A 22,380-nucleotide genomic window follows, 5' to 3' on the forward strand; every position below is an offset into this window, starting at 1 on the left:
GGCGTTACCGTCCCGGAAGTCCGGGTGGCGTCACCCGGCGGTCGTGTCGAGACCGAGTACGCCGTCGGTGCGCCGGACGATGCCCAGCGGATTGCCGTCGCGCAGCGCCACCGGCAACAGCTCCTGCGGAAGTCCCTGGTACGCGACCGGGCGCAGGAACCGTCGGGCGGCGGTCTGACCCACCGACGTGTGGATCGAGGCGGTGGTCGCCGGCCACGGACCGCCGTGCTGCATCGCCCAGGTGACCGCCACCCCGGTCGGCCAGCCGTTCCAGATGATCCGGCCGGCACGGGCGGTGAACACCTCGACCAGGTGCCGGGCGAGTACGTCGTCGTCGGGCAGTTCCGCGTGCAGGCTCGCGGTCAGGCTGCCGGGCAGGACCGCCAGCGCCGCGAGCAGTTCGGCGTGGTCGGCGTACTCGACCAGCAGTGCGGCCGGGCCGAAGCACTCGGCCAGCAGGTCGTCGGGGCGGGCCAGCAGGTCGGTCACGGAAACCGCGAGCAGCCGGGCCGGCACCCGGTAGCCGGCTCGCTCCGCGTCGTCGACCGGGGCGAGGTCCCGTACGCCGGGCACACCGGCCAGCGTGGCGGCGACGGCGGTGTAACCGTCCCGGATCCGGTTGTTGAGCAGCGGTCCGATCGTGGCGGCGCGCAGCGCGTCCAGCAGCGCCGGCTCCAGCCCGTGGCCCGCCGGCAGGAACAGCAGGCCGGGCTTGGTGCAGAACTGCCCGGCGCCCATGGTGAACGAGGCCACGAACCCGGCCGCCAGTTCGGCGGACCGGGCGGCGATCGCGGCCGGGGTCAGCACGGTCGGGTTCAGCGAGCCCAGCTCGCCGTAGAAGGGGATCGGGTCGGGGCGAGCGTTCGCCAGGTCGAACAGGGCCCGGCCGCCGGCCTCCGAGCCGGTGAAGCCGACCGCCCGGATCGCCGGGTGGGTGACCAGTGCCCGCCCGGCCTCGATGCCGTGCACGACGGCGAACGACCCCGGTGGTGCACCGGCGGCGGTCAGCGCGTCGGCCACGATCCGTCCACTGAGTACGGACAGGCCGGGGTGGCCGGGGTGGGCCTTGACCACGACCGGACAACCGGCGGCGAGGGCGCTGGCCGTGTCACCACCGGCGACCGAGAACGCGAACGGGAAGTTGCTGGCGGCGAAGACCGCGACCGGTCCCAGTGGCACCAGGATCCGGCGCAGGTCCGGCCGGGGTGCCGGCAGAGCCGCCGGGTCGGCGGGGTCGACCACCGCCTCCAGCAGTGACCCCTCCTCCAGTGCGGCGGCGAAGAACTCCAACTGGACCGTGGTACGGGTCAGTTCGCCGCCGAGGCGGACCGGGCCGAGTCCGGTCTCCCGGTCGGCGAGTTCGACCAGTTCGTCGCGCGCCCCTTCGAGCGCCGCCCCGACCGCACGCAGCAACCCTGCCCGCTCGCCCGGCAGCAACCCCGCCAGTACGGGAGCCGCGGCGGCGGCCGCGCGGGCCACCCGGTCCACCCGCTGGGCGGAGGTGTGCGCCACCGGGGCGCCGACCGCCGTCCCGGTCTGCGGGTCCATGCCCTGGTCGAAACCGGTCGTCTCCACCGCGATCCCTCTCCAACTCATCGTCACACCGTCGGCCGGTCGATCACTGCGCCGCACGACACTCAGCCGGCGATGACCAGCTCGCGCAGTTGGGCGTCGAGCGCCGACGCGTCGAGACCGCCGGGCCAGCCGCGCAGCAGCGCACCGCCCTTGGCCACGACCGCCACCGCGCCCGGCTCGCGGACCGCGTACGACTGCCAGGTCGTCTGGGCCGGGTCGAAGACCACCGGGAACTCGACCTTGTGTTCGCGCAGGTAGGGCTCCAGGTCGGCGGGTTCGTCCTCACTCACGACGCCAACGAAGACCACCCGGTCGCGGTAACTGCGGGCGAGGTCGCTCAGCGCGGTCTGGCGCTCGGCGCAGACGGTGCACCAGGAGCTGAAGAAGACCAGTACCACCGGGCGCTCGGCCCAGAAGTTCGCGATGGTCAGCGGGCTGCCGTCGGTGAGGGTGCCGGTGAAGGCCGGGGCGGCGGGGGCTCCGGACGGGGCCGGACGCAGCGCCAGCCCGGCGGGGACCGGGCCGGGCAGGGTGTCCGCGCCGCCGGCCGCCGCCGGGGCGGAGGATTCCCCGGCGGCGGACTCCGAGGCGGGGCCGGAGCAGGCGCCGAGCGCGAGCGCGGCCACGACCAGCATCGCGGGCAGCAGCGCCGTACGGTTGCGCAATCGCCTCACGACGGCACCACGGCGACCAGCGCCGGTCCCTCGTCGTTGTTGGCGGTGAGGTCGATCGGGGCGCGATCGTCGACCACCAGCCGGTAGCGGTCCCGTTCGGGCACCGTCACGGGGATGGCGAACTCGCAGTAGGTGGGGATGCGCGCCACTTCGAGATCCTCCTGGAAGGTACGCACCGAGGTGCCGGACGGCAGCTTGCCCTCGGTCAGGGTCTTGCCGTCGCCGTCCACGACCCGGTACGGCGCCTTGTTGTGGATGAAGAGGTAGGGACCGGTTCCGGCACAGTCCACCCCCTCCTCACGGATGTTGATGTCCCGCACCAGCACCCGCACGGTAGTGGCGGAGGCCGCCTCGGGCTCGTCCGAGCAGGCGGTCAGCCCGGTTCCGGCCAGGAGCGCGCCGAGCAGTAGCGGCGCGAGGGCCGCCGGTCGGGCGTACCCGATGGTCCGTCGCCGCATCGTGTCTCCTCGCTCCGTTGGTGCCCGGCGCAGGTCGTCGGGTCGGGATCGGCGAACCCCGACCCGACGACCTGTCCGGTGGTCAGTTCCGGTGATCAGTCTTGACGATCGGTCAGGACTTCTCGACCCGGCACTGCTTGGTGACGGTCTTGCTCGGGTCGCTGACCGAGGTGGCGGTCAGCTTGACGAACCCGGTCGCGGCGGCGTCGCTGTTGGCGGCAACCGAGACCTTGACCGTGGTGGACTTGCCGAACTGGGCGGTGGCGAGTGCGTTCGGCAGCTCGGACCGCCAGCCCTTACCGGCAACCTCGGTGGAGAGCCGGTAGACGTCGGACTTGAGGTACGCGCTCACGTCCTCCGGGTGCTGCTGACCGCCGGCCGAGTACGTCCCGGTGTTGGTCAGGTCGAACGAGCAGGTGACGCCCTTCTTGGTGGGCGCACCGGCGCTGGTCACCTCGCCCTTGCCGAGGTTGACACCGCGGGCGCTCGGCCCGCCGTTGCCGTCCAGCGACTGGACCGCGACGGTGTACGACAGGATGCCGTCAGCGTTGCGCTTGATGTCCAGGACGTAGAAGTGCAGACGGTTCGGACCGTCGACGTACTCGTACTCGCTGCCGGAGTTGGTGCCCGCGTGGAACAGGGCGTCCGAGAGCTGCCGGTAGTCACCCATGGTGATCTTCTGCGGGGTGCCGTTCGGCTGGTAGAAATCGATCATGTCGATGTCCTGCGGGTTGGCATCGATGACCCACTGGAACGGCGCGCTGTCCGCGTTCTTGGTCTTGCTGACCATGACACCGGCGTCCGGGGTGAACGAGTCCGCACCCATGCGGTCCACGACCTCGACCGTGTAGTTGTTGAAGTTTCCACCGTCGCAGAGCGGGTCGGTGGAGGTGTTGCAGGCGGGCTGGAGATCCTTGTTCAGCGCGATGTTGATGCCGGTCAGACCCTTCGGGCCGGCGTCGACAGCACGCGCCTTGATCTCGGCGACCACGAGGCCGGACGAGGCCAGGGCCTCACGGGACAGCCGCAGCGCGTGCTCCTCGCCGAGGAGACCGATCTTCAGCTTGTCCCGCAGGGTGTGCAGGGAACCCATCGAACCGCCGTTGAGCGGCGGAATCTGCCAACGGGTGTGCGGACCACCCGGGCCGTTGAACGACCCGCGCGACATCATGCTCCACACACCGGTGTACGCCCGACGCAGCGGAACGCCGTACGGGTTGTTGTAGTTGTCACCGATGCTGAGCAGGTGACTCAGCTCGTGGGCGTACGTGCCCATGCCGGAGCTCTCCGCCTGGGTGGAGGAGCCGCCACCGGCGTTCGGCCAGATCGTCGCCGCCGACTTCCACGAGGTCCAGTCGACGTACCGGGTCTTGGCGTAGTTCGGCATCGCCGGGTCCGGCGGGCCCCACGCGTCCGGGACGTCTTCCTTGGTCTGGAACATCATCTGGCCGAATTCCTGCCAGGTCGACGACTCGTCCTGACCGGCACCGAGGATGAAGACCAGCTCGAACGAGTCCGCGACCTCGTCGCCGACGGCCGCGCGCCAGGCGCCCAGACCATCGGTACGGATGTTGCGGTTGCAGGTCTCACCACCGGGGCACATGCCCGGGTTCATGTCGTTGGTGATGCCGTACTGGTACGACTTCGCCGGCATCGTGTACGGGCCGAACCCGTTCAGGTCGACGCCGTACCGGCCGTTGGAGTCCTGCATCCAGTACTCGTGCAGGGTGTGACCCTTGTTCAGGTCGTTCGGCTTGTTCAGGAAGTCCTGGTAGAACTGCGGGACCTGGTCGCGCGGGACGTTCTGCGCGGTTGCCTGGGGGTTGCCGAAGACCGACGACCGGGCCCGCTGGGTGATCACGAACGGCTGGTCGACGTAGTCGAGGGTGACCAGCGCGATCTTGAAGTTACGGATCGAACCGCGCACCGTCGGGTCGTTCCAGTTGGTGCCCGGGGCGGCCTTGAAGTCGTCCCAGGTCATCGTGTCCGGGAATTCCCAGTTCTGCGGGTCGAGGACCTGGAACGGGCCCGTACCGCCGGCGGGATTCGCCGGAGCCGCCGACGCGCCACTGGTTGCCACGGAGACGACCAGGGCGGACGTGACCGCGGCGACCAGAATGGAACGCCGTACGTTTCTCTTGTTGAACGGAAGGTGCATGTAGTCGCCCTTCGTCGCGGGGGTTCGACGCGGGAGGCGCCGAGGATGCCGGGCGCCCCCGAAGGGTCCGCGCCGCGCAACGAATGTAGAAGCATCGCTACTTCCCGGTCACCGTGCAGATGTCGGCAGGTCAACCAGCGTCTTTCGACACCTGAAGGAGCAACCGGGCCGTTACGTTCGACGCTGCGTCGGGGCGGGTCGGCGGAGGTCGATGGCTTGATCAACGGGCCATCGGCGTAGCGCTATTTCGAGTAGTGTCGGTGCGTTGTCGGGCGCCGTCCCGGCCTCGACGGAGGGAAGACACCCGTGGTCGCCGCGAGCAGACGAAACCTCCTCGCCATGGTCGCCCTGGCCGTACCCGCCGTGCAGGTTCTCGGCTCCGGGGCGGCTGGCGCGGCGGACGCGTACCCTTCGAACACCGCCCTCTACGCGGAGACCGACCTGGTCGAGGGGGTCGACTACGCCCGCCGCTACCAGCGTCACCGCTACTTCGACGACAGCCTGTCGCAGCGGTATCCGTACGCGAAGACCACGATCCTCGCCCCGCACGGCGGCGGAATCGAGGTCGGCACCTCGGAGCTGTGCCTGGCCGTGGCCGGATACCACCCGGCGAGCCTGGCGGTAACCCCGGCCGGCGGCACCACCCACGACTACTGGATGTTCGAGGGGCTGCGCGCCTCCAACAACGGCGAACTGCACGTCACCTCGTCGCACTGCGACGACGGTGTGGCGCGCGCGCTGTGCGCGGGTGCCCTCAACGCCCTGGGCCTGCACGGCTGCACAGCCGCCCAGGCCGGCGAGGGCGAAGACGCCGCCGCGATCCTGGTCGGCGGCCGCAACAACACGTTCAAGCAGTACCTGCTGGAGGAACTGTTCTCGGCCGGGTTCCGGGCCATCGACGCGATCAACCACGAATCGCTCAACGGCAACGATCCCGACAACATCGCCAATCGCACCCTGCTCGGTGCCGGCGGCCAACTGGAGATCACCACCCCGTTGCGGCTGGCGATGTTCGAGGTCAACACCCGGGCGCAGCGCAAGAACACCACCACGCCGCTGTTCTGGAGCTTCGTCGCAGCCGTACGGACCGCGATATCCCGGACCGAGGCGGGCCAGGTCATCGCCTGACCCCGCCGTCCGCCGACACAAGAACTCAGGAGGTACGGGCCAAGCCCGCCGAAAAGAGACCTATCCCTGGTTCGGCTCAGTCCGTCGGTGGTGTGGCGTAGTAGCGGCCGAGCATCGCGGTTGACCAGGGCGCCTGGTTGACCTCGCCTCGTGGCCCGAACTCGCCGAACCATGGCTTGATGTCGAGCACCGGAGTGCCGTCTACGGCGTCTAGCTCCTCCACGTGCAGGTCAAGCCCGTCGACCTTGAGCAGCCGGCAGCGCGAGACGCCCAGCCAGTTCAGCCGACGCATGTTGCGGTGGCCGAAGATGCCGACCGGAGGCCACTCGGGGTTGTCCCTGGGCCGTCGTGCGCCGAGGTTGAGATCGGTCGGGTCGGTGAGGTGGAACCGGAAGACGATCTCCAGGTGAGAGAACTCGTCAAGCCCGGCCGTCGCATCCGCGTCGAACCGCGATCCGTCGATCCTGATGATGGCGCGGGTCCCGCCCCAGTAGTCGTCGGTCGGCTCCACCCGCCCACCGACCACGTACGCAACAGGCTCGACCTGAAACGACTGACCTGTCATGGCTACCCTCTTCCCGTCCTAGAAGCTGCCCAGAAATACTTGGTGCATATCTTCGTCGCCCTCGTGATTACAACGGCCATCACCTCGCCCACCTCAGGCCATGTCGGCCAAGTGGAGCGCCACGCGGGCATCCAGCTCGACAACGGTCCGGATACCGCGCTGACGGAACGGCGAGAGAACCGAACGCATGTTGGAGGCGACCTGACGAGTACGACCTGAGCGAATCCCATCCATGGCGTCCAGTGCACTCGACCAGGTGGAGCACGCCTCCTCAATCGCACCCTGCCGTGCCTGCACATCACCGAGGTATCCGAGCGTCACAGCATGAGTACGGGTGAACGTCGCCGCCTTGCGAGTACGGACACTTCGGCGGAACTCATGGGCAGCACCGACCAAATCTCCAGTGTCACGCAAGGCGCAGGCCGTCTCGTGCGCAAGGCTGGCTTCGCCAAAGAAAAACACCCTGTTGGGCTCGTCGTCGCCCTGCTGAGCAGCGGCCAGATCATTCTCGGCACGTATGAGCGCCTCGGCCGCAGCGCTCTTCTGCCCGTTCATACCGAGCGCACGTGCGTACACAACACCGAACAGCGCACGTTCGCGCGGGCAAGCCCGCGTGTATCGCTGTCCGTCCATTGAAGCGGCGGCGAGGTCGAGGGCCTTTCGGTGATGCCCCAGGTCGAGGGCCTGGTGCGCCATCGCTCGAAGAACATGCCCGGCCATCGGAGAATCGTCAGCCTCAGCAGCTAGCTTCACAGCCACCCCGAAGTAGCGCTGCGCGATGGAATGCTCCGCATTATCGAACGCCATCCAACCCGCAAGATAGGCCAGTTCGCTAGCGACAGAGAACATTCCATGACGCACCTCGTCGTCGGGAAATCTGCCCTGGAGGTGACTCGCAACATCCGATGTCAGGTACTGGACGACCGCCGTACGAGCATGGCCACCGCCGCGCCGCTGGTCAACACGAGAGAAGAGCGACGCCATGTCACGAACAGCATCCAGGTCACCGCGCCCGATGCTACGTACGCCAGCAGCGCCACGAGTACCACCGCGTTCGGCCATCTGGGTCCACCAGGTGCCACCGGGCAGGGCAAGCGCGGCCACCGAGTAGGCAGCACCCTCAAGAACGCGCCTGCGGTCCACGTCCACGTCGACTCTCCCGAGGTTCGTCAGCTCCACCAGCGTATCGATACGCCAGTCCAGCGCGCTCCCCGAGGAGGCGCCCTCCGCCACGAACCCGACCTCATCAGGGGTGATGGTCCGGCCAACACGCCGGCTAAGCACCTCACACAAGATCACGACTCCTCGGCCTGACGGCTTGGAGCCACCGACCCAGTGCGAGACGTGTGACCTGCCCACTCCGGCGAACTCGCGAGCATCGTTCTCCAGAGCCACACGGACAAACGCCTTGGCAACCTGGGCATGCGACAGACCCGTCTCCGCGATTACTGCTGCGAGCTTGGCATTTGCTTGGCGTGCTTGCACCATCGTGCGGCCCCTATCCGCTAAACGATCTTTCACCACTCTCACCACCACAGCACCCTGAGAGAGTACCGACGCGCGACGATCCAGGGTTCGCTGTAGGTGTCCACAGAGACCCTGTCCTTCGGCAAAAGGAGAGGCGGCTCTGAGACATACGGTGACGCCCACCCGCAGGGCATTTCCGATTGGGGCCGCACCGGCTTCCCACGCTACAGGTCGGGGCGGCCCCTCACCATACCTGGGAGGAAAGAGCATTGATCTTCAGTGGAGATTACGAGCCTACGATGTCCGACCCGAGATCGCTGATCAAGGAGATCGAATCGAGGCGGGAAGTGCTGCGCGGAACTGAACCCCCGCCGTCAGAAACGGCACCAAGGGAAATGACTCCGGACTTGCCCCCAGCTACCCCCAGACGCGTCGCCAACAAGGGGCCGGGGTACGACAGCCCACCCGCCGCTGCCCAGGAGAGGTTCGCGGCCGGGGTGTCCGGTCGGGTACAGCGGAACGCGGCCGATCCGGCGTGACCGCTCGCCTCCGTACGCTGAGACGGCCGCATCTACCGATGCGGCCGGCGTGGCGATGCAGAGTCTGTGCGGCGGCCTGGCCGTGCAGTCCGGCTCGGCTCGCGCTGCTGACAGAATTCGTTAACAACCGGGTCGGACTCTGCCAGTACCTCGCCACCCAGTACGTCCAGGCGCTCGACGACCTCTCCCGGCACGCCCCGAACGTGCCTCGCCGTGGCCTCTACACGCGGTTCCTCGGCTGGCCGTCGGGCTCCCGCCGATGACGAAATCCGATCGGCCCCGACTCGTCAAGATCACGCTCAATCTGACGAACGCCGCCGACACTGCGCTGACCAAGTTCGCCAACGACCAGGACACCAACCGCACCGACGCGGTGAACCGCGCGATCCGGCTGGCGGCGCTGCTGCACGACCTCGCCCCGGGCGGGCAACTCACGATCGCCGCTCCGGACGGTGCCCTGACCCGGATCTATCTGCTGTGAGGGAGGGCGATGGCTGCCTTGGACAGAGACAATGAGCCTCCTGGCCCGCTGACACGGAGCATGCACCTTTCAGGGCCAATCTTTGTAGCCATCGAAGGGCCCACCGGGGTCGGGAAGACCACCCTCGCCCAACGACTGGCAACCCGTCTCGGTTTCCAACTCATGCTCGACCCGTTCGAGCACAATCCTTATCTATCGGATCTATACAACGAAGGCGCAATCGCCCGTAGCAGCCTCGCCGTCAAGGTAGAACTCACCTTCCTGGCCCTACGCGTTGCCCAGCTTCACGACATCGCCGATCTGCTCGCAGCAAACACACCAGTCGTAGCGGACTGGGGGCTGATCAAACAGCCTCTCTTCGCCGCCGACACCCTGCCTCCCGCTGTCGCCGACCGGGTCGCCAGCACGTGCGCGATGTGGGCACCCATACTGCCGGCTCCGGATTGGCTTGTTGCCATGTCCGCGCCAGTGCCGATCCTCAGACAGAGGATCCGTGGACGAGAACGCGACATGGAGCAGGGCATCCCCGACAACGACCTGCTCGCCCTCGCCGACCGCTTCGAAAAGGCGTTCAGCGTCTACCCCTACCCCCTGATCCGCCGCAGCGCCGCCACCTTCGACTCACTGCGCGACATCGATCTTGACGCGCTCGCCGACGAACTTCGAGGAGGAATCCGTGCCGCAACCCGCGACCACGGCGGTGACGCCCGCCGAGACGGGCCGACTATGCCGGCGTCTACTGATCACCGGCCCCAACAAAATCGAGGTGGTCGAGGAGCACCTTCCGCCCGTCGGCCCGGGTGATGTCCTCGCTCGAAGCATCGTGTCGGGTATCAGCCACGGCACCGAGATGGCCTGGGTGAAGGGCACCGCAGCCGCCCTGCACCGTTCCTGGAACGGGGAACATCGCACGTACGTCACCGGCGCCGGGCGGGACTATCCGGTGGCACCAGGCTACGAGACCATTGCCCGAGTGGTGGAGGTCGGCGACGAGGTCACCGGAATCCGTGTCGATGACCTCGTCATGCTCGACCGACCGCACGCTGAATATCACCTCGTCAATGCCGCCACCGCGCCCGTTGTGCCACTGCCGGCCGGCACCGACCCCGAGCGGGCCGTATTCGGGATCCTCGCCCGGGTCGCCCTCGGCGGTGTCCATGACGCGGCCATCAAGGTCGGGGAGACGGTCGTCGTCAGCGGCCTCGGTACCGTCGGCCTGCTCGCCGCCCAGCAGGCCCGGCTGGCGGGCGCCGCCCACGTCATCGGCGTCGACCGGTACCCGCTGCGTATCGCGGCCGCCCGCAGCCTCGGTGTCAACGGGCTGCACGCCGCATCTGGGGTGGACATCGCTGCCGAAGTCCGTCGACTGGTGGGCAGCACCGAGGGTGCCGACGCGGCAATCGAGGCATCCGGCTCCTACGCCGGTCTACACGAGGCCATCCGCACCCTGCGGGTGGGTGGCCGGGTCGCCACAGTCGCCTCGTACCACGGCGACCAGCCGGGACTACGGCTCGGCGAGGAGTACCACCGCAACCGGATCACCATGATTTCGTCCATGACGGTCAACGGGTGCCCGCAACGTGACCACCCAGCGTGGACACTCGACCGGCTCAGCACCACCGCCCGGCGACTCCTCGCCGACGGGCAGATCCGCGTCGACAACCTGATCACCCATCGGATCCGGTTCCGGGACGCCGCCGCCGCGTACCGACTCATCGCTGACAACGCGCAGACAACGATCAAGGTGGTGTTGACTTATGACGACTAGCGTCAGCTACGACGCGAGCCGGCCAATTGACGACCGATACCTACCGCCGGACTGCGACGAGCTCCAGGCAGTCCGTGACGTGCTTGACGACGGCCGTCTGTCAGGAGGAGCGGCCGTCCTGCCCCTGTACGAACGCGCCCTCGCCCGGTGGTTCGGGGTTCCGCACGCCGTCGCCGTCAACTCCGGATCCTCCGCCCTCCACGCCGCGCTCGTCGCGTTCAAGACGGGGCCGGGTACGGAGGTGATCGTGCCGGCGACCGCACCGTTGCCGACCGTCATGCCGGTCCTCACCTGCGGTGCGACCCCGGTCGTCGTCGACACTCTGCCGGGATCCCTCGCGCTCGATCCGACGGACGTCGAGCGGAAGCTGACCGTACGCACGCGGGCGGTGATCACCCTTCCGCTCTGGGGTTACCCTGCCAACGACCATCGGTTGGCCGCCCTGCTGGCCCCTACTGGTGTGCCGATCGTCGAAGACGCCTGCCAGGCCCACGGCACCGAGATCGCAGGCCGGTACGCGGGCACCCTTGGTCGGGTTGGCTGCTTCTCGACCCACGACCGTAAGTTGCTATCTACCGGCGAAGGCGGATTTCTCCTCACCGGGGACCGGGAACTCGCTGCCCGGCTCGACGACTACACCCACCTCGGCCACCTGCGGGGCGCCACCCACGGCGTCAACTACAAGCTGGCCGGACCGCTCGCCGCTATCGGCCTGCGTCGGCTGGAACAGCTCGACGCCCAGATCACCCAGCGGCGCGCCAACGCGCGGGCGATCCTTGACGCCCTCCCGGTCGACGGGCGTCTTCGCGAACTACACAGCGCCAATGGCGACCAGCCGAACTACTACAATCTCGTCCTCGTGGCGGAGAGCAGCCCAGCGCTGATCGCGGCGGAACTCGCCGCGTCTGGCCTCCCCCCGGACTCGGTCCGGTACGGCTACCGTCCCCTCCATAAGCAGCCACTTTTTCGGGCATACGCGACGGAGTGCCCGAATGCCGAGATGCTCGCGGCGACGACCCTGCAACTTCCGTGCCACCCCGGCATGTCGCCGGAGACGATTGAGTGGGTGGCTCGGCGGACGGCCGCTATCGCACGAAGGGGAACCTGACATGACCGTTCGGCACAACACCGCCTCCGCCATAGTGCTCGACAGTAGGGATCGAGTGCTCCTCGTCCATCATCGGAAGTCCGGGTTGTGGCTGTACCCGGGTGGGCACGTCGACCCGAACGAGGATCCGGCAGAGGCCGCTGTCCGGGAGGCTCGCGAGGAAACCGGCATCGACGTCGACATCGTCGGCAAGCCCTCGTTCGAGCATTCGGCGGTGCGGAGCATCGTTCCGCCGTTCGCGATCATCGAGATGGAGGTCATCGACTCGCGGGATGGACAGCACCGACACATCGACTTCGTTTATGTGTGTCGCGCCCAGCCTGGGGCACTGACCCCTCAGGTTGAGGAGGTGGCCGGCGTGGAGTGGGTGGCCGTTGACGCGGTCGCCGACTTGAATGTTCCTCTGGAGTTGCCCGCGCTCGTCGCGGCTGGCGCTCGGTGGGCGGCAACATTCGGAGCCTTGGCCAACGCCAACTGAAGACGAAACACCGCAGGGGCACAGCCTGGTTGGCCGTGCCCCTGCGGCTTCCGCGACAAGCCCTGCGGAGCCAACGGGCTGTTCAATCTAAAAACGGCCTCTCAACCCTTGCCCCTCCGCTGTGTCTCCACCTGGCTGCCTAAGTGGCGCAGAGCGTGGCAATGATGAAGCGCCTCACACTCAGATCAAGAAGCCCTCGGGGAACGGGTCCTCGGGGTCGAGCAGGTACTGCGCGGTGGCGGTGATCCAGGCTCGCCCGGTCACCGTCGGAAGGACGGCGGGGAGGTCGCCGACGGTGGTGGTGCCGGTCAGGCGGCCGGTGAACCGGGTGCCGATCGGCGACTCGTTGACGAAGTCGGTGTCCAGTTCGAGCAGGCCACGGGCGTGCCGCTGGGCCATCCGGGCCGACGTACCGGTGCCGCACGGGGATCGGTCCACCCAGCCGGGGTGGATGACGACGGCGTTGCGCGCGTCGGCGCCATCGCGTCCCGGTTGGACGATTTGGATGTGCCGGCAGTCGTTGATGCCCGGATTGGTCGGATGCACCGGCGGTGCCTGCTCGTCGATCGCCGCCATGATCTTCAAGCCCCGGCGGATCAGTTCCGGCACCGTGGCCGGCTCGACCGACAGGCCGAGCGACTCGGCTTCCACGATGGCGTAGAAGTTGCCGCCGAAGGCCATGTCGTAGCGGACTGACCCGATCCCGTCCCCCACCTTGACCTCCTGGTCAGCGGCGAGCAGGAACGACGGTACGTTGCGGATGGTGACCGCGGCGGCCCGGCCGTCGCGTACCTCGACGTCGACGGTGACCAGGCCGGCCGGGGTGTCCAGCCGGATAGTGGTCACCGGTTCCACCACCGGGACCATCCCGGTCTCCACCAGCACGGTCGCCACCCCGATGGTCCCGTGCCCGCACATCGGCAGCAGGCCGGAGACCTCGATGAACAACACCCCGAAGTCGGCGTCCGGACGGGTCGGCGGTTGCAGGATCGCACCGGACATCGCGGAGTGGCCGCGCGGCTCCAGCATCAGCAGCCGGCGCAGCCCGTCGCGGTCCCGCTCGAAGAGCTGCTTGCGCTCGAACATGGTCGCACCGGGCAGCACTCCGACCCCACCGGTGATGACCCGGGTCGGCATCCCCTCGGTGTGCGAGTCGACCGCGTGCAGGACCATCCGGCTACGCATCCGTACCCACCGGGGTCACGGCGAGGGCGCGGGCCATGTCCTTGCGGACCTGCGCCTCGGTCTCGGTGGAGAGCGGGCCGCGCGGCGGGCGGCAGGGTCCGCCGTACCGGCCGGCGAGTTCCATCCCGAGCTTGATCGCCTGTACGAACACCGGCCGGCTGTCCCAACCGAAGATCGGGTGCAGGGCGGCGTACAGCGGCAGCGCCTCGGCCAGGTTTCCGGCGCGGGCGAGTTCGTAGAGCTGCACCGAGAGCCTCGGCAGCGCGTTCGGGAAGCCGGCGATCCAGCCCTTCGCCCCGCACACCACCAGTTCCAGCAGGACGTCGTCGGCGCCGGCCAGCACGTCGAGATGCGGGCTCAGGTCGAGGATCCGGTGCAGCCGGCGTACGTCGCCGCTGAACTCCTTCACCGCCACGATCCCGTCGGTCTCGGCGATGGTGGCGAGCAACTCCGGGGTGAGGTCCACCTTGGTGTCGAACGGGTTGTTGTACGCCACCACCGGCAGCCCGACCGAGGCCACCTCACGGAAGTGCGCGACCACCTCGGGGTCCCGCGCCGCGTACGTGTTCGGCGGCAACGCCAGTACGGCGTGCGCCCCGACCGACGCGGCGTGCTCGGCCCAGCGGCGTGACTGGCGGCTGCCGTACCCGCCGACACCGGGGACCACGGCGAACCCGGCGGGGGCCGCCTCGACGGTGGCGCGTACGACGTCGGCGCGTTCCTCGTCGCTGAGGTTCTGGTACTCCCCCAGCGACCCGCACGGGGTGACACCGTGACAGCCCTCGTCCGCCAACCAACGCACGTGTTCCTGCAGCCGGTCGAAGTCGACGGAGAGGTCCTCGCGGAACGGCGTCGGTATGGCGACCACGACGCCCTGCCACGGCTTTCGAGCTGTCACGGGGTTGTTCCTTCCTCGGCGACGGTGCCCAGTGGCACCGGCATGGCTATGTGACGGTTGGCGAAGGTGTCGAGCGGCTGCGGTCGCCCGCTGACCTTGCCCAGCAGGCAGGCTGCGGCCCGCCCGCACATCCGACCCTGGCAGCGGCCCATCCCGATCCGGGTGACCAGCTTGAGTGCCCGCAGGTCGTCGATGCCGTACGCGGTGATGTCGGACCGGGTACGGCCGACGGTCACCTCCTCGCAGCGGCAGAGCACGGTGTCCGCCCGCAGCCAGTGGGTCCAGCCGTCCGGCACCGGGTAGACCTTGTGCAGTGCGGTGGCGAACCGGCGTTGGCGGGTGATCCGGCGGCGCAACGGACCGGCGGCACGTCCGAACGCGGTGGTGTCGAGCCGGCCGATCCGGTGCAGGACGGCCAGACCGGCCAGCGTGCCCTCGTACCGGGCCAGGTCGGCGCCGCCCACTCCGGTCGCCTCACCGGCGACGAAGACCCCCGGTACGGTGCTCGCCTGACTGTGGTCGACGCTGACGACGAGGCTGCCGTCGGCCGGGTCGTGGTGGGTGGCGCAGCCGAGCGCGACGGCCAGTTCCACCGACGGGGTGAAGCCGTGGCCCACGCAGACCGCGTCGACCGCGACCGCACGGGTCACCGCTCCGGGGCGCCAACCGGCGTCCACCCGGCGCAGGGTGGCCCGGAGCCGGTCGCCGTACGGTTCGACCATGGTCACGGCCTCGCCGGACCAGATCGGGATCCGGCGACGGCGCAGCGAACCCAGGTAGCGAACCGCTTCGCCAACCTTGCCGGGAGTGCCGGCGATGGCGCCGAGGTGCCGCCCCCACCGGCTGGTCCGGGACGCCTCGACCACACCGGCCACCTCGGCTCCGGCGGCGGCGAGCCCGTCCGCGACGGTGAGCAGGAACGGCCCGGTCCCGGCGACCAGGACCCGCTGGCCGACCAGCACACCCTGCCCCTTCGCCAGGGACTGGGCGGCACCGGCGGTGACCACACCGGGCAGGTCCCAGCCGGGGAACGGCACCACCCGGTCGTGTCCGCCGGTGGCGAGGACCAGCACGGACGGGTGCAGCGTGACCGGGCCGACCGGCCCGAGCAGTCGCAGGGTGAAGCCGGGGCCGCCCCGGTTGTCGAGGTGCGGGATCGCGTCGGCGGCGGCCTGCCAGACCTGGTGGCCGGTCAGGAAGGTGATCCGGGGATGGTCGCGGGTGTGGTCCAGCAGCCGGTCAGCGGCGGCGCCGTGCCGTACGGGCGGCAGACCGGCGACGGCGGGCTGCCGGAGGTACTGCCCGCCGGGCAGGGCCCCGAGGTCCACCACGGTCACCTCGGCACCTCCGTCGGCGGCGGCGAGCGCGGCGGCCAGTCCGGCCGGTCCGGCACCGACGACCACGATCTGCGGGTCAGCCACGGTCGCTCCCCGTTCCGTACGCACCGACACCGGTCTCGATGACGGTGCCGGTCTCGATCACGTCGCCGGGGGCGACGGGGCGCAGGCAGGAGCGGACGCCGGGTTCGCCGTTGCAGACGACCAGGCAGTCGAAGCACGTCCCGATGCCGCAGAACACTCCGCGCGGGCGGCCCTCGATCCGGGTCCGGCGGGTGGCCAGCCGGCCGCCGCCGAGCAGGACCGCCGCGACGGTCTGCCCCGGACGAACCGGGACCCGTACGCCGTCCACGGTGATGTCGAATCCGGTGGCGGGCGAATGGTCAGGCTGCGGCATCCTCGACCACCTCGTCTCCGGACGCGAACCGGGTCGGGCTGAACGGGCTCAGGTCCAGCTCCGGTTGTTCGCCGACGACAACCTGGGCGACCAGCTCACCGGTTGCCGGGGCCAGGCCGATGCCGGCGCCCTCGTGACCGTGCGCGTGCACCAGGCCGGGGGCCCGCGGATCGGCTCCGATCACCGGCAGGTGGTCCGGCGAGAACGGGCGGAAACCGTGGTAGAGCCGCATGATCCGGATCCGGGCCAGCACCGGGAAGAGCGACACCGCGCCGTACGCGAGCCGGCGGATCGCCTCCGGGTTCGGGGTCGGGTCGAAGCCGACCAGTTCACGGGTGGCGCCGATCAGGATCGTGCCGCTCGGGGTGCCCTCGACCACGGCAGACGACTGGAGGTCGGAGTCGCCGCTGGCCACGTTGTCGAGGTAGTCGGCGGCGTAGACCTTGTGCCGTACCAGGGGTGGGGCCGGTTCGGTGACCAGGATGAAGCCGCGTCGGGGGGTCACCGGGACGGCCGCACCGGCAAGACCGGCGACCCGACCGGCCCAGGCTCCGGCCGCGTTGACCACCTGCCCGGCGCCGACCACACCAGCGGCCGTCACCACCCCGGTCACCCGGCCGGTGCTGTCCCGCCGCAACGCGGTGACCTCGGTACGCAGCCGTACGCGGGCGCCGGCGTCCCGGGCCGCGGCGAGCAGGACAACCGCCGCCCGTGCCGGCATGAGCTGCATGTCCTGCGGATAGAAGACCCCACCGGCGAGCCCTTCGGTGATCTCGGGCTCCAGTTCGCGCAGCCGGTCGGCGCCGACCGGTTCGACGGTGACGCCGTCGGCCGCCTGCCCGGCCGCGAAGTCGGTCAACGCGGCCAGCCCGGTGTCCGTACGGGTGACCATCAGGCCGCCCTTGCGTTCGAGTTCGAAGTCGCCGTACCGGTCGGACAGTTCGGCGTCGAGGGTCTGCCAGAGCCGGTTGCTGAGCAGGGCCAACGCCAGTTCGGGGCCGGGTGCCTTGTCGGAGATGAGCAGGTTGCCCTCGCCCGAGCCGGTGGCTCCGCTGACCAGGCCACCGCGTTCGAGCACCGCCACCGACAGGCCCCGCCGGGCGCAGGCGTACGCGCAGGCGGCACCGACGATCCCGGCGCCGATCACCACCACGTCGTACCCGTCGGTCATCTCGTCTCCTCCCCCGCGCTTCGGGGCAACCGTAAGGACGGCGGTTACGGCCAGTCTTCGGACAGTTGCCGAAACAGCGGGGGGCCCGGCAGTGACTTCTGTCGGTAGTTCGCCCCGACTTCTGCCGGTAGGTGGGTCCGCCCTTCGGTCTTGACTTGGTAACGACCACTTGCGCTCGGACCAATATCAACGCGAAGGTAGGGCCTGGCGGTCCAACGGCTCCGGTCGGATTCCCGGGGCACCTGCCCCATTGGCAACCAGGGACGACCAGGGGATGACATGCAGGCTGAGCTGCAACGCATCGTCGATGCCGTCGCCGCCCGCGTCGGTCGGCCGGCGCTCATCGAAGACCGACGACAACGCGTCGTCGTCTACAGCGAACACACCGGTGTGCTGGACAACGTCCGGCGGGCCTCGATCCTGCGCAGGCACACCACGCCCGAGGTGATCGCCTGGTTCCGCAACGTCGGCATCATGAAGGCCCGTGAACCGGTACGCACCGAGGCGTGCGAGGAACTCGACCTGCTGCCCCGGGTCTGCGTACCGATCCGGCACGACGACCTGCTGCTCGGTTTCGTCTGGTTCATCGACGACGACGGTGGCATGACCGACGCCGACATCGAGACCGCGAACAGTGTGATGGCCGACCTGGCGCTCGCCCTGTACCGGGAGAACCTGCTCGGCGAACTGGCCTCGCAGCGGGAGACCGAAGCGGCCCGGACCCTGCTGGTGGAGAGTGTGGAGGCCCGCCGGCACGCGGTCCGTACGCTGCTCGAAGAGGGTGTGATCGCCGGTGACGGCGCGGCCACCGGGCTCGTCGCGCAACTCGTCGTGCCGCGCGGTCAGGTGCCGGACGAGGTGGCCCGGATCGCCCTGGAACAGGCACTGGTCACCACCCGCCGCTGGCTCGGCACCCGGGAGGCGTTGCACCTGGTCCGGCACGACCACGGGGTGCTGCTGCTCTGCGGCGGCAGGGTCGCCGGTCGACCCGCCCCGGAGGCGGTGGCCCGGCACCTGGACGAGGCACTCCAGCACGCCACCCGGGGCCTCGGCTCGGTCGTCCGTACGGTGATCGGCATCGGTGGGTCCCGAGCCGGGCTGGTCGACGCCGTCGGCTCGTACGAGGAGGCGGCGCAGGCGGCCCGGGTCGGCGTCCAGTTGCCTGCGCTGGGCCGGGTGGTCTCCTGGGCGAGCCTGGGCATCTACCGGGTGCTGTCCCGCCTGGACGACCAGCACCTGGACGTGGCCGGGGTGCATCCCGGCCTGGAACGGCTGCTGCGCGACGACGCCAACCACGTCCTGCTGGAGACGCTGGAGGCGTACCTGGACCTGGCCGGCAACGCGCACGCCACCGCCGAACAGCTCCGGCTGCACCGGACCACGCTCTACTACCGGCTGCAACGGGTGGAACAGCTCGCCGAGACCGACCTCAAGGACGGCAACGAGCGGCTCTGTCTGCACCTGGCGCTGAAGCTGGGCCGGCTCACCGGCAACTACCGCCCGCAACAGTAGGGAGTTCCCCCATGTCCGAGCCGCTCGACACCGGCAGCCACGATCTCGCCATTCCGGCCGCCCTGGCCGAGTTCATGGGGACCGGGTGGAGCGAGCCGGACGCGCCGACCGAGGTCCACCCGGAGGTGGCGGCCTGGGCCGCGAAGCGCCGGGCCCGGCTGGCCGGGATGTTCCCGGGCGAGCACCTGGTGGTGCCGGCCGGAGCCGCCCCGGTACGCAGCAACGACCAGTTCTACCGGTTCCGTCCCGGTGCCGACTACACCTGGTTGACCGGGGACGGGAACCGGGGCGGAACGCTGGTGCTGGCCCCGGACGGGGAGGCGACCCTCTACACCGACGAGCCGCCGAAGCTGGGCAGCACCGCGTACTGGGCGGACCGGACGACCGGGGTGGTGTGGAACGGCGCCCGAACCGATCTGGTCACCCTGGGCCGGGCCCTGGACCTGCGCTGCCGCCCGCTGGCGGAGCTGCCGGCCGCGCTGCGTACGAGCCGGCGGGCGCGGCTGCTGCGGGGCATCGACCCGCACCTGGACGCGCTGGTTCCGGTGACCGATCCGGCAGGGGACGCGGACCTGGCGGTGGCCCTGGCCGACCTGCGGCTGATCAAGGACGAGTGGGAGGTCACCCAGCTTCAGCACGCCGTGGACGTCACCGCCCGTGGGTTCGAGGACGTCGTACGGGCGTTGCCGCAGGCCACCGGCCCCGGTGGCGAACGGTGGCTGGAGGGGACGTTCTGGCGGCGGGCCCGTACCGAGGGCGAGGAGGTCGGGTACCACTCGATCGTCGCCGCCGGTTCGCACGCGGCAACCCTGCACTGGAAGGACAACACCGGCCCGGTGCAGCCCGGCCAGTTGCTCCTGCTCGACGCGGGGGTGGAGGTCGGCACCCGGTACACCGCCGACATCACCCGGGTCCTGCCGGTCAGCGGCCGGTTCACCCCGGTCCAGCACGACGTCTACGAACTCGTACGCGCCGCGAACGACGCGGCCATCGACGCCCTGCGTCCCGGTGCCGCGTTCCGTGACTACCACTGGGCGGCGATGGCGGTGCTCGCCACCGGGCTGGTCGACCTGGGCCTGCTCCGCTGCTCGCTGGACGAGGCGCTGGACCCGCAGCGGCAGCTCTACCGCCGGTGGACGCTCTGCGGTTCCGGGCACATGCTCGGCCTGGACGTCCACGACTGCGCCCGAGCCACCCCCGGCCGGTACGCCGACGGCGAGTTGCAGGCGGGCATGACCCTGACCGTCGAGCCGGGGTTGTACTTCCAGCCGAACGACGAGCTGGTTCCGGCGGAGCTGCGCGGCCTGGGCATGCGGATCGAGGAGGATCTGCTGATCACGGCGACCGGCAGCCGGAACCTGTCGGCGGCGCTGCCGCGCAGTGCCGCCGACGTCGAGTCCTGGATGGCCGCCCTGGCGGGGTAGCCGCTGACGCGGTCAGCCCTCACCGGGGTAGCCGTGGCCCTCGGGTCAGGCCTGCCGGCGCGCTTCCTCCAGTACGGCCAGGTAGCCGCCGGCCACGATCTTCTTCGCCCGGTCGGTGTAGAAGTCGGGGTCGTCCGGCAGCGCGGTGGCGAGTCCGTCGACGTAGCGGTTGAACATGCAGAACGCGGCCGCGATCAGGACCGTGTCGTGGATCTCCTGGTCGGTGGCGTCCTCGGCACGGGCCGCCTTGACCAGGTCGTCGGTGACGGCCCGTCCGGTGTTCTGCACGGCGGCGGCGATCCGGAGCAGTGCCCGCAGCTTGGCCGAGACGGGTGCCCCGTCGATGTCGGCGCGTACCTGCTCGACCAGTTCCATGCCCTCGTCGAGCTGCGCGGCGGCGTACGCGGCGTGCGCGGAGTAGCAGTAGGTGCACTCGTTGAGCGCCGACACGTACGCCGCGATCAGCTCACGCTCGCCCCGACTCAGCGTGCCGGGTCCGCAGAGCAGTACCTCGACCAGCCCGTTGAGCGGAAGGGCCGTCTCGGGGCGGAACCGGAACAGTCCCCGGATCCCCGGCTCGTGCAAGGTCAGGTGCGGCATCTGCGCTCCTTTTCCGATCCCGGCACCGGGATCACGGCTCGGCTCGCCGACCAGGCTCGGCGATGGGCGTCCGGCCGTCAACAGAGCCGAAACCCGGCGGAATAGCCCGATAGGCGACTTCGATTTCGGGCAGTCGGCGCATCGGGGGCCGAATCGGCGGGTCGCCACCGCACGAATGAAGATGCCCGAAGCCGCGCCGTCGGTGCGTCCGGTCGACCTCCGTAGCCTTGTACAGGTGACAACATCGGTGCGGGAGCGGATCAGGTCGGTAGTCGTCGGCTCGGTGGACTATGAAACCGGGCTGGACGCGCTGACCGTCACGCCCCCGGCCGAGGTTGATCCGGCGCTGGTCGCCGTACTGAACGAGGCGTGCGCGGGGCTGTGGCGGCGGGGGTGGCAGCCGGTCGAGCTGCACCGGGTGGTGGGCCGGCGGGGGCAGCCGACGCACACCCAACTGGTGACCGATGCGATCGCCGCGCACCTGCGCCACGTCTCCCGCAAGCGGGTGGACGAGCGGTGGCTGGCGCAGGCGAACGCGCTCGAGGCGCGGGTCTGGTGGCGCAGCGACGCCACGTACCTGGACGAGGTCGCCGTCCGGTGGCGGTCGGACCGGGTGGCCGTACTCGATGCGGTGTTGACCCTGCTCACCATCCTGGCCGAGCTGCCGCCGATCGAGGTGCTCGTGCCGCCACCCGGAACCGCGCCGCAGCCCGGTCGCCGGTCCGGCAGCGCCGGCGGCGGGCGGATCGACGAGCGCCTGCTGGATCGGGTACGGGCACTGCTGGCCAAGGCCGAGTCGAGCACGTATCCGGCGGAGGCGGAGGCGTACACCGCCAAGGCCCAGGAGTTGATCACCCGGCACAGTCTGGACGAGGCGCTGCTCCTGGCCCGGTCCGGCGACACCGCCGTGGTCCCGTACGCCCGCCGGATCGGCGTCGACCACCCGTACGAGGGCGAGAAGGCGTCCCTGCTCGACGCCGTCGCCCGGGCCAACCGCTGCCACACGGTCTGGTCCCCGGAACTCGGATTCAGCACCGTCTTCGGGTTCGACGCCGACATCGACGCCGTCGACCTGCTCTACACCTCCCTGCTGGTGCAGGCGCACCGGTCGATGGCGCGAGCCGAGCCGCCGGGCGGCAAGGCCGGCCGGGCCAGGCTGAAGGCGTTCCGCCAGTCGTTCCTGGTGGCGTTCGCGATCCGGATCGGTGAGCGGCTGGCCGGCGCCGCCAAGGCCGCCCTGACCGAGGCGACCCGCGACACGGACGAGATCGGTACCGCCGAACCGGTCAACCTGCTGCCGGTGCTCGCCGCCCGTGACGAGCAGGTACGCGAAACCATGCGGAAGGTGTTCCCGCAGACGGTCCGGGCGCGCGGCAGCCGGGTCGACAGCCGGGAGGGTTGGGAGTCCGGCCGGGAGGCCGCCGACCGCGCGACCCTGCCCACCCCGTAACCCGGCG

General features: G+C 69.9%; 21 protein-coding genes. 9 read left to right on the forward strand and 12 right to left on the reverse strand.

All coding sequences use genetic code 11. The features are described 5' to 3' along the window. Positions 1-30: 30 nt before the first annotated feature. From OIE47_RS02145 to OIE47_RS02160, 4 genes are all read right to left on the reverse strand, one after another. Positions 31-1,596 carry an aldehyde dehydrogenase (NADP(+)) gene (locus OIE47_RS02145; RefSeq protein ID WP_326559776.1) on the reverse strand — a complete coding sequence of 522 codons (1,566 nt, stop codon included), beginning with the start codon at positions 1,594-1,596 and terminating at the stop codon, positions 31-33. Between the two features lie 41 nt (positions 1,597-1,637). Further along, the gene (locus OIE47_RS02150; RefSeq protein ID WP_326559777.1) at positions 1,638-2,249 is read right to left on the reverse strand and encodes a TlpA family protein disulfide reductase; all 612 of its coding nucleotides are present in this window, start codon (positions 2,247-2,249) and stop codon (positions 1,638-1,640) included. Beyond that, positions 2,246-2,707 carry a hypothetical protein gene (locus OIE47_RS02155; RefSeq protein ID WP_326559778.1) on the reverse strand — a complete coding sequence of 154 codons (462 nt, stop codon included), beginning with the start codon at positions 2,705-2,707 and terminating at the stop codon, positions 2,246-2,248. Before OIE47_RS02155 ends, OIE47_RS02150 begins: the two co-directional genes overlap by 4 nt. 112 nt (positions 2,708-2,819) lie before the next feature. Further along, positions 2,820-4,865 carry a M6 family metalloprotease domain-containing protein gene (locus tag OIE47_RS02160; protein WP_326559779.1) on the reverse strand — a complete coding sequence of 682 codons (2,046 nt, stop codon included), beginning with the start codon at positions 4,863-4,865 and terminating at the stop codon, positions 2,820-2,822. A gap of 306 nt (positions 4,866-5,171) precedes the next feature. On the opposite strand from OIE47_RS02160, the gene OIE47_RS02165 reads away from it, so the two are divergent. Next, positions 5,172-5,993 carry a poly-gamma-glutamate hydrolase family protein gene (locus OIE47_RS02165; RefSeq protein ID WP_326559780.1) on the forward strand — a complete coding sequence of 274 codons (822 nt, stop codon included), beginning with the start codon at positions 5,172-5,174 and terminating at the stop codon, positions 5,991-5,993. Positions 5,994-6,069: 76 nt separating this feature from the next. Here OIE47_RS02165 and OIE47_RS02170 read toward each other — a convergent pair whose 3' ends face one another. Both OIE47_RS02170 and OIE47_RS02175 read right to left on the reverse strand, forming a co-directional pair. Continuing rightward, a complete protein-coding gene (locus tag OIE47_RS02170) occupies positions 6,070-6,558 on the reverse strand; it encodes an SAM-dependent methyltransferase (protein WP_326559781.1) in 489 nt (162 codons plus the stop codon). Positions 6,559-6,651: 93 nt separating this feature from the next. Then, entirely contained in the window at positions 6,652-8,091 is a 1,440-nt protein-coding gene (locus OIE47_RS02175) for a Tat pathway signal protein (RefSeq protein ID WP_326559782.1), read from the reverse strand. Positions 8,092-8,823: 732 nt separating this feature from the next. Between OIE47_RS02175 and OIE47_RS02180 the strand changes: the two genes are divergently transcribed. From OIE47_RS02180 to OIE47_RS02200, 5 genes are read left to right on the forward strand one after another with little or no spacing between them, the layout of a single operon-like run. Continuing rightward, positions 8,824-9,045, forward strand: coding sequence for a hypothetical protein (locus tag OIE47_RS02180; protein WP_326559783.1), 222 nt, complete (start codon positions 8,824-8,826; stop codon positions 9,043-9,045). A 60-nt stretch (positions 9,046-9,105) separates the two neighbouring features. After that, positions 9,106-9,849 (forward strand): deoxynucleoside kinase, encoded by a 744-nt coding sequence (locus OIE47_RS02185; protein WP_326562972.1) that lies wholly within the window; start codon positions 9,106-9,108, stop codon positions 9,847-9,849. 19 nt (positions 9,850-9,868) lie between these two features. After that, a complete protein-coding gene (locus OIE47_RS02190; protein ID WP_326559784.1) occupies positions 9,869-10,813 on the forward strand; it encodes a zinc-dependent alcohol dehydrogenase in 945 nt (314 codons plus the stop codon). Further along, complete coding sequence (locus OIE47_RS02195) at positions 10,803-11,921, forward strand: DegT/DnrJ/EryC1/StrS family aminotransferase (RefSeq protein ID WP_326559785.1); 1,119 nt, start codon at positions 10,803-10,805, stop codon at positions 11,919-11,921. Before OIE47_RS02190 ends, OIE47_RS02195 begins: the two co-directional genes overlap by 11 nt. A gap of 1 nt (position 11,922) precedes the next feature. Further along, on the forward strand, positions 11,923-12,399 hold the full coding sequence (locus OIE47_RS02200; protein ID WP_326559786.1) for an NUDIX hydrolase: 477 nt from the start codon (positions 11,923-11,925) through the stop codon (positions 12,397-12,399). A gap of 180 nt (positions 12,400-12,579) precedes the next feature. On the opposite strand, the gene OIE47_RS02205 is transcribed toward OIE47_RS02200, so the two are convergent. Genes OIE47_RS02205 through OIE47_RS02225 form a run of 5 tightly spaced genes read right to left on the reverse strand, consistent with a single transcriptional unit; the run spans position 12,580 to position 17,387 of the window. Next, positions 12,580-13,584 carry a proline racemase family protein gene (locus OIE47_RS02205; protein ID WP_326559787.1) on the reverse strand — a complete coding sequence of 335 codons (1,005 nt, stop codon included), beginning with the start codon at positions 13,582-13,584 and terminating at the stop codon, positions 12,580-12,582. After that, positions 13,577-14,482, reverse strand: coding sequence for a dihydrodipicolinate synthase family protein (locus tag OIE47_RS02210; RefSeq protein ID WP_326559788.1), 906 nt, complete (start codon positions 14,480-14,482; stop codon positions 13,577-13,579). The genes OIE47_RS02205 and OIE47_RS02210 overlap by 8 nt, the downstream gene beginning before the upstream one ends. Next, the gene (locus OIE47_RS02215; RefSeq protein WP_326559789.1) at positions 14,479-15,903 is read right to left on the reverse strand and encodes an FAD/NAD(P)-dependent oxidoreductase; all 1,425 of its coding nucleotides are present in this window, start codon (positions 15,901-15,903) and stop codon (positions 14,479-14,481) included. Before OIE47_RS02215 ends, OIE47_RS02210 begins: the two co-directional genes overlap by 4 nt. Then, positions 15,896-16,216 (reverse strand): (2Fe-2S)-binding protein, encoded by a 321-nt coding sequence (locus tag OIE47_RS02220; protein WP_326559790.1) that lies wholly within the window; start codon positions 16,214-16,216, stop codon positions 15,896-15,898. The genes OIE47_RS02215 and OIE47_RS02220 overlap by 8 nt, the downstream gene beginning before the upstream one ends. Next, a complete protein-coding gene (locus OIE47_RS02225; RefSeq protein WP_326559791.1) occupies positions 16,203-17,387 on the reverse strand; it encodes an NAD(P)/FAD-dependent oxidoreductase in 1,185 nt (394 codons plus the stop codon). Before OIE47_RS02225 ends, OIE47_RS02220 begins: the two co-directional genes overlap by 14 nt. Before the next feature lie 279 nt (positions 17,388-17,666). On the opposite strand from OIE47_RS02225, the gene OIE47_RS02230 reads away from it, so the two are divergent. Both OIE47_RS02230 and OIE47_RS02235 read left to right on the forward strand, forming a co-directional pair. Beyond that, entirely contained in the window at positions 17,667-18,899 is a 1,233-nt protein-coding gene (locus tag OIE47_RS02230; RefSeq protein WP_326559792.1) for a PucR family transcriptional regulator, read from the forward strand. Between the two features lie 11 nt (positions 18,900-18,910). Then, positions 18,911-20,323 (forward strand): aminopeptidase P family protein, encoded by a 1,413-nt coding sequence (locus OIE47_RS02235; RefSeq protein WP_326559793.1) that lies wholly within the window; start codon positions 18,911-18,913, stop codon positions 20,321-20,323. Positions 20,324-20,368: 45 nt separating this feature from the next. On the opposite strand, the gene OIE47_RS02240 is transcribed toward OIE47_RS02235, so the two are convergent. Next, positions 20,369-20,923: a carboxymuconolactone decarboxylase family protein gene (locus OIE47_RS02240; protein WP_326559794.1), complete on the reverse strand. Its 555-nt coding sequence runs from the start codon at positions 20,921-20,923 to the stop codon at positions 20,369-20,371. 235 nt (positions 20,924-21,158) lie between these two features. On the opposite strand from OIE47_RS02240, the gene OIE47_RS02245 reads away from it, so the two are divergent. Next, positions 21,159-22,373 carry a DUF2786 domain-containing protein gene (locus OIE47_RS02245; RefSeq protein ID WP_326559795.1) on the forward strand — a complete coding sequence of 405 codons (1,215 nt, stop codon included), beginning with the start codon at positions 21,159-21,161 and terminating at the stop codon, positions 22,371-22,373. Positions 22,374-22,380: the final 7 nt, after the last annotated feature.

Origin of the sequence: Micromonospora sp. NBC_01796 (assembly GCF_035917455.1) — a bacterium.
GTDB lineage: Bacteria > Actinomycetota > Actinomycetes > Mycobacteriales > Micromonosporaceae > Micromonospora_G.

Coding starts and splice junctions, on each gene's coding strand:
- OIE47_RS02235 (WP_326559793.1), top strand. CDS start 18,911: ATGTCCGAGCCGCTCGACACCGGCAGCCACGATCTCGCCATTCCGGCC.
- OIE47_RS02185 (WP_326562972.1), top strand. CDS start 9,106: ATGCACCTTTCAGGGCCAATCTTTGTAGCCATCGAAGGGCCCACCGGG.
- OIE47_RS02205 (WP_326559787.1), bottom strand. CDS start 13,584: ATGCGTAGCCGGATGGTCCTGCACGCGGTCGACTCGCACACCGAGGGG.
- OIE47_RS02180 (WP_326559783.1), top strand. CDS start 8,824: ATGACGAAATCCGATCGGCCCCGACTCGTCAAGATCACGCTCAATCTG.
- OIE47_RS02225 (WP_326559791.1), bottom strand. CDS start 17,387: ATGACCGACGGGTACGACGTGGTGGTGATCGGCGCCGGGATCGTCGGT.
- OIE47_RS02145 (WP_326559776.1), bottom strand. CDS start 1,596: ATGAGTTGGAGAGGGATCGCGGTGGAGACGACCGGTTTCGACCAGGGC.
- OIE47_RS02160 (WP_326559779.1), bottom strand. CDS start 4,865: ATGCACCTTCCGTTCAACAAGAGAAACGTACGGCGTTCCATTCTGGTC.
- OIE47_RS02240 (WP_326559794.1), bottom strand. CDS start 20,923: ATGCCGCACCTGACCTTGCACGAGCCGGGGATCCGGGGACTGTTCCGG.
- OIE47_RS02220 (WP_326559790.1), bottom strand. CDS start 16,216: ATGCCGCAGCCTGACCATTCGCCCGCCACCGGATTCGACATCACCGTG.
- OIE47_RS02230 (WP_326559792.1), top strand. CDS start 17,667: ATGCAGGCTGAGCTGCAACGCATCGTCGATGCCGTCGCCGCCCGCGTC.
- OIE47_RS02195 (WP_326559785.1), top strand. CDS start 10,803: ATGACGACTAGCGTCAGCTACGACGCGAGCCGGCCAATTGACGACCGA.
- OIE47_RS02155 (WP_326559778.1), bottom strand. CDS start 2,707: ATGCGGCGACGGACCATCGGGTACGCCCGACCGGCGGCCCTCGCGCCG.
- OIE47_RS02200 (WP_326559786.1), top strand. CDS start 11,923: ATGACCGTTCGGCACAACACCGCCTCCGCCATAGTGCTCGACAGTAGG.
- OIE47_RS02170 (WP_326559781.1), bottom strand. CDS start 6,558: ATGACAGGTCAGTCGTTTCAGGTCGAGCCTGTTGCGTACGTGGTCGGT.